At 72.0% G+C, this 5,297-nt stretch carries 4 protein-coding genes and 2 pseudogenes; all 6 read left to right on the top strand.

Translation table 11 applies throughout. The features are described from left to right. A pseudogene (locus KBX39_RS22025) lies at window positions 1–981 on the top strand (hypothetical protein); the annotation flags it as partial. Next, window positions 978–1,820: a hypothetical protein gene (locus KBX39_RS22020; RefSeq protein WP_113974285.1), complete on the top strand. Its 843-nt coding sequence runs from the start codon at window positions 978–980 to the stop codon at window positions 1,818–1,820. The pseudogene KBX39_RS22025 and the gene KBX39_RS22020, both read left to right, overlap by 4 nt. Continuing rightward, window positions 1,817–3,058 (top strand): OmpA family protein, encoded by a 1,242-nt coding sequence (locus KBX39_RS22015; protein ID WP_113974287.1) that lies wholly within the window; start codon window positions 1,817–1,819, stop codon window positions 3,056–3,058. The genes KBX39_RS22020 and KBX39_RS22015 overlap by 4 nt, the downstream gene beginning before the upstream one ends. After that, window positions 3,055–4,437 (top strand): hypothetical protein, encoded by a 1,383-nt coding sequence (locus KBX39_RS22010; protein WP_147265164.1) that lies wholly within the window; start codon window positions 3,055–3,057, stop codon window positions 4,435–4,437. The genes KBX39_RS22015 and KBX39_RS22010 overlap by 4 nt, the downstream gene beginning before the upstream one ends. 191 nt (window positions 4,438–4,628) lie before the next feature. Beyond that, window positions 4,629–5,039 carry a hypothetical protein gene (locus KBX39_RS22005; RefSeq protein WP_210872273.1) on the top strand — a complete coding sequence of 137 codons (411 nt, stop codon included), beginning with the start codon at window positions 4,629–4,631 and terminating at the stop codon, window positions 5,037–5,039. A 7-nt stretch (window positions 5,040–5,046) separates the two neighbouring features. Next, window positions 5,047–5,297, top strand: a pseudogene (locus KBX39_RS22000) (polyprenyl synthetase family protein); the annotation flags it as partial.

Here is a 5,297-nt window from a genome sequence, read left to right as displayed (position 1 = left end):
GCACGGTTGGTCGATCCCTTCCAGCTCAACGCCATGCTGGACGCGGCCTGGAACGACTTCGATGGTGCTCGGCTGCCACTGCTGCTCTGGCTGGAACAACTCGTCTTCACCCGCCGCGACCTCGTCCGGGAACGGGCCGCCCGCCTTGCCGGGTGGCTGGCCACCCTCGACTTCGACGAGGTGTGGCACGCCCTGGTCCGTCGATGGGCCGGCGACGGGCGCGGCACCGTCCGACAGGCGGCCGCGTCGGCGCTGGATATTGCCGCCCGAGATGCCCAGATCGCCGGCCGGATACAGAGCCGGATCCGCGATTGGGTCCGCAGCAACGACGCGCAACTCCACGACACCGCAGCCCGCGCGTACGGCACCCGGATCGGCCTGCTCGCCCCGACGGATGCCCTGCGCGAACTGCGCACGCTGGCCAGCCGTGACGATCTGAACGCCAGCGCATCCGTGGCGCGCTCACTGCTCGTGCTCTACCGCCCGGCCGAGGCATACCTGTCCGAGACGCCGGGAGACCCGGAGGCCACCTGGCGAACTCTGCTGGCCTGGCACGACGACGACCTGCACCGGCTGCGGGTACACGCCGCCCGAGGGCTGACGCTGCTGGCCCGTCGCGCCGGCCCCTCCCCCTGGGAGAGCTGGCCGCTGCTGCTGGCCGGGGCTGCGGACTTCATTCCGGACACCGAGGAACTGGCTCGGCTCTGGCGGGCGGCACTCACCGATCCGACCACCGCGTACCGGGCCTGGAACATCCTGTACGCCTGGCTCCGACTCGCCGACGACGACCCGGAACTGGCCGAACGGGTCGTCGACCTGGTCAGCCGCGTGCTTGTCGGGCCAGTGGCCGTCCGCGGCCGGTTCCACCTGACGCACCGATGGAAGGACTCCCCCACCGCGCGCCGGCTGGCCGGCATGCGCTGGGGCGCACCACCCGCGACTCGACCGATGGCCGAACCCGACACCGGAGGTAACCCGTGAGCAGCACGAAGCCCCGACCCGACACGCCGCGGCGTAACCTCTGGCGCCGGCTGGTCGACTGGTTCCGCGGCACGTCGCCGACGGGGCCGGTTCCGCCCCACCCCTTGCCGGAGGTCGTCTACCAGCCCGCTGGGGACGGCAGCCTGGTCACCGCGCTCTGCGCCGGCGACGTCTTCGAGTTCCAGGTGCACGCCCACCTGATCTGGTCCAGCCGCGACATGACCTACGACGAGCTGACCGAGCAGGCCGGCGTGTTCAGCAGCAGCGCCCGGGACAGCGTGCGGGAACGGATCTGGGCGATCGGCCGGACGTTCTCCCCGTACCACTCGGCGGCCGCCGAGCAGGCCATGCAGGAGGCTCTGAAAAGCGACTGGTGTTACTCGGGCGACGCCGGCAAGGTGCGCTGCCGCGCCCAGGTGCGGGTGCTGCCCGACCCGCGGGTACGGGAACACCTGCTGCCGTACGCGTTGCAGGAGCTGGACGTGGAGGCCAACGCAACACTCGGCACGCTGCGGGCCGTACGGTTCGGGGAACTCACCGGCCGGTGGCGGGATCTGCTCGACAGCCTCGGGTACGACGCCAAGGTCGCATACGCCGCCCAGCTCACCGATCCGGCATTCGCCGGCGTCCTCGCCCGGCTTGTCAACCACCGGCGTGCCTCCGTCCTGGAACTGGCGGACGTGCTGCGCCAATCGGCCAAGGACCACGAGCACGTGGGCATGTACGAGTTCGCCACGGCCTACGACCTGGCGTACCAGACGTTCTGCAAGCAGATGGGCATCGACCGCACCTTCCCCGCTCCGGTCGAGACCGAGCCGCAGCCGACGGTCGCCTCATGAGGGCCGCCCGGATCGCGCTCGCGACCGCGCTCGTCGCGACACTCGGCGCAGCCGTGGCCTGCGGCGGGGACAAGGAGGAGCCGGACTGCGCCAGCCAGCCGGGCCTGCCGGTCGAGGGCGTCGGTAACACGGTCGTCCTGCTCGACGTCACGGCGTCCGTCCGGTCCGCCGGGCCCGCGCCCGACTACGCCGCCGCCGTCGCCCCGACGCTTGACGCGGCCGTCGAGCGCGCCGACGTGGTCTCCATCGGCACCTTCGACGGCTCCGCCGCCACCGTGACGTGGACCGTCGAGAGCTATCCCACCGCCGCGACCAGCAAGCGACCGAGCAACCAGGCGGTGGAGCGGAAGGACACAAAGGCCTGCCTCGGCCGGCTCGCCGCCCGAGCCGCCACTATCACAGCACGTACGGCCGGCACGGACGTGCTCGGAGCGATGAGCGTCGCCGCCACCCACACCGGGGCGGCCGGCGACGCGCGGCGCACCGTCGTCCTCGCCACCGACGGGCTCGCCACCGCCGGCTGCGCCGACCTGAGCCGTGAACCGGTCGGTGCTCCCCGGCTGATCGAGGCGTCCGCGGACGACTGCCCGAAACGACCCGACTGGCCGACGTCGGTTAAGGGCGTGCACCTGCGGATGCTCGGGGTGGGGCACCCGGCCGACGGCCAGCCGGTGCTGGAAACCGGCCACCTGGCCTGGCTCCAGCAGTACTGGGAGCGGCTGTGCCTGGTCGCCGCGGCGGCATCGTGCGAGGTGTCCACCGCCCCGGTTGCCGTCGTGCGGCGTGGAGACGGCAGCAGCGGCGTTCCGCCCGCCGACCCGGTCGTTCGTTTCACGCCCGGCGCCGGCCCGCCCAACCCGCCGGCCGATCGGAAAACCTTCAACATCGACTCGGCGGCGCTCTTCGCCACCGGCTCCGACGAGGTCGGCGCAGCCGGCCGGCAGCGACTCGCCGAGATTGCGAAGCAGGTCGACCGGTCGAAGGTCACCGCACTCGAGGTGATCGGTTACACCGATTCGCGCGGCAGCGACCAGTACAACAGGGACCTGTCGGAGCGGCGGGCCGTCACGGTGGGTCGCGAGTTGACCAGCCTCGGTCTTCCCACCCCCAGGACCCGGGGTGCCGGCGAGACCGGTCGGCTGTGCACCCGGGAACAACTGCCGAACGGGTCGTGGGACGAGGCGTGCCTGCAACGCAACCGCAGGGTGGAGATCGTGATGACCACAGAGAGCGGATGACGATGGACGACGTACGCACGACCGGCAGCCCGAACGGCCGCCGATACCTACCGGTCCCCTGCCCCCGGCCGATCACACTCGGGGTCACCCGGCTCGCGGCCGGCGGACCCGTCTCCGAGCCCGAACCCCACCGACCCGATCAGCTGTCCCACCACGAGTCCGCCCGGCTTATCCGCTCGCGGAACGAGGCGGAGCAGGCCCTGGCCGACGCCCATCCGGCGCTGCGGGAGGCCGGAGAACGCCTGATCGACGCCTGGCATGGGGCGAAGAGTGCGCTGCATCCGCTGTCGATGCTCGTAGCCGAGCGGGAGCTGCACGACGCGGCGCGTGACCAGCGCCGCAACGACCAGGAGCACGCCGACGACGGCGCGGAGGACCGGCGGGATCAGCCCCAATGGCAACGCTCCTGGGTCGTCTGGGCCGTGATCCTGGTCAGTGCGGTCTACGACACGGTCTTCTTCGCCACGTCGTTCCGGGACGCGATCGACGCCCCGGACGACAAGCTCAGCTTCGAGTACTGGATCTCCTACCTGCCCGGATTCAGCATCGCCATGGCGCTGATCCTCGCCGGCAGCTGGCTGGCCATACCCCTGTTCCGGCACCGGAGCCGGGCCGACCGGCGATCGCTGCGACGCCGTCTGGGCTGGCGGCTGCTGTTCCGCCGCGTGTTCGTGGAGTGGCGGCCCGAGGACGAGGAGCGCGGACATGACGCGCTGCCCTGGGCGAGCTGGCCACTGCCGGTGAGCTTCGCGATCCTGGTCGTCGGGGTGCTCGGCCTGTGGGCCTGGCTGCGGGGAGCCAAGCTGCCCCAGCCCGAGCTGCGCTGGCCGCTCGTGGGCCTGTTGGTGCTGCTCACCGTCGCAGCGGTTGCTTTCAAAGCCAGCGCGCACAACCCGTACGCCGACCGGAAAGCCCGGATCGAACAGCGGCGCGAAGCCGCCGTCGCTCGCTACCAGGCCCTGCTCGATGAAGCGAACCGGTACCTGGGCCTGCACGCCAAACGCTGGCAGGAACTCCGCCTAGCCGTGGAGGAGGCCGCGACGGCGGTCCAGCGGCATGTCGCCGAAGCCTGGGCCGAGATAGCCGAGGCGCGTGCCCGGCACGGCCTGACCGGCATGGTTGCGCCAGGATTCCTCGCGCCCGGCGCCGACGACCCGGCCGACGGGCGGATGTTCGAGGGCCTGACCAGCCCGGCGCTGCGGGTGACGGCGTTGCGGCACTCGCTTGAGTTGTTGAACCGATATCGGCCGGAAGACCTCGCCGAGGAACTGGACAGCTTGCGCCGGCAATTGGACGCACAGCTCGCCGCTGGCTGGCGGCCGGTGCTGGCGATCGGCGGCGGACCCGCCAGCGGGCCAGGCGAGGCCCAAAACACGTGACCCAGCCGCGTGGGCGCCCGGCCCGACCCGGGTGCCCACGCCGCCCGCCCCCGCCTGGCCGGGTTAGCCGCCCGGTAAGTGACCACCGTTCGCATCGGCTTTCCCGCACAGCAATCCGCAACAGTGACGGTCGGTCACCATCGCGACACATGCCTAGCCCGTCGACCGGAGCCGGGTGGAGACTCCGCCGCATGGAGAACGTGGAGCGTGAGCGCACGAACGAGCGCTTCGAGAAGGTGGCCGAGGAGACCTCGGAGACCGTGACCCACGCGGCCACGGTCCTGGAGGAGGAACTCGCGGCGGGGCTGGCCGGCGCCCGGCGGCTCGAGGAGAAGCTGACCGAAAGCCGCCGGGTCGACCCGGAGGCGTTCGACGAACTCGTCGCGCGGGTCCGCACCGACGGGCACGCCCTGATCGACACCGTGGTCGGGCAGCTGAAGATGGCCGACGACCAGCGCGGTGAGGTGATCCGGCGGTACACGTCGGACGCGCACGACGCGCTGGACACCGTACTCAATCTGGCGCGGCTGGCCCCCGAGGTCGCAAACGGGCTCGCGGACCGGCTGGCGTCGCCGGCCTCGAAGCGGCCGACGGACCGGTAGCCGCGCGATGGCGACGGCCGCCGGGGTGGCCGGCGGGCACGTGGAACGGATGCTGGAGCGCTATCGCGGGCTGGCCCTCGGCGCGCTGCTCGACGACGTGCCCGACGGCGGCCCGCGATACCTCTACGACCTGGTCGCGGAGTATCCGCGCCGGTGGGGCAAGGGGCTGCGCGCCGCGCTGTGCCTGGCCACGTGCCGGGCGTTCGGCGGCGGCGACGCGGTGGGCCTCAACGCCGCGGTGACAGTGGAGCTGTTCCA

Origin of the sequence: Micromonospora sp. D75, assembly GCF_018070405.1 — a bacterium.
GTDB classification, from domain to species: Bacteria; Actinomycetota; Actinomycetes; order Mycobacteriales; family Micromonosporaceae; genus Micromonospora; species Micromonospora chalcea.
Note: the sequence above shows the minus strand (reverse complement) of the source record. Positions and strands in the feature narration are given on the sequence as shown.

Coding starts and splice junctions, on each gene's coding strand:
- KBX39_RS22015 (WP_113974287.1), top strand. CDS start 1,817: ATGAGGGCCGCCCGGATCGCGCTCGCGACCGCGCTCGTCGCGACACTC.
- KBX39_RS22010 (WP_147265164.1), top strand. CDS start 3,055: ATGACGATGGACGACGTACGCACGACCGGCAGCCCGAACGGCCGCCGA.
- KBX39_RS22005 (WP_210872273.1), top strand. CDS start 4,629: ATGGAGAACGTGGAGCGTGAGCGCACGAACGAGCGCTTCGAGAAGGTG.